At 49.6% G+C, this 252-nt stretch carries 1 pseudogene; it reads right to left on the bottom strand.

Features of this window, described 5'->3' with window-relative positions:
- Positions 1-252, bottom strand: a pseudogene (locus tag Q4528_RS14955) (deoxyribose-phosphate aldolase); the annotation flags it as partial.

Raw genomic sequence — 252 nt, forward strand, 5'->3', positions numbered from 1 at the left:
GGGCTGGCGTTTTTAACTCGCCACTTTCGATAATTACCTTTAATTTAATCTGGCCGCAGGCTGCTTTACACTGCTTAACCAGCTCAAAACCTACCTCTTCGTTGCCAGCCATTAGTGCGCGCCATGGGAACACTACATCTACTTCGTCTGCTCCGTAGGCTACTGCTGCTTTGGTTTCTGCAACAGCTAGCGCAACGTCATCTTCACCCAGTGGGAAGTTGGTTACGGTAGCAATTTTCACCTCACTAGCGC

Origin of the sequence: Staphylococcus pasteuri, assembly GCF_030547725.1 — a bacterium.
Classification (GTDB): Bacteria; Bacillota; Bacilli; order Staphylococcales; family Staphylococcaceae; genus Staphylococcus; species Staphylococcus pasteuri.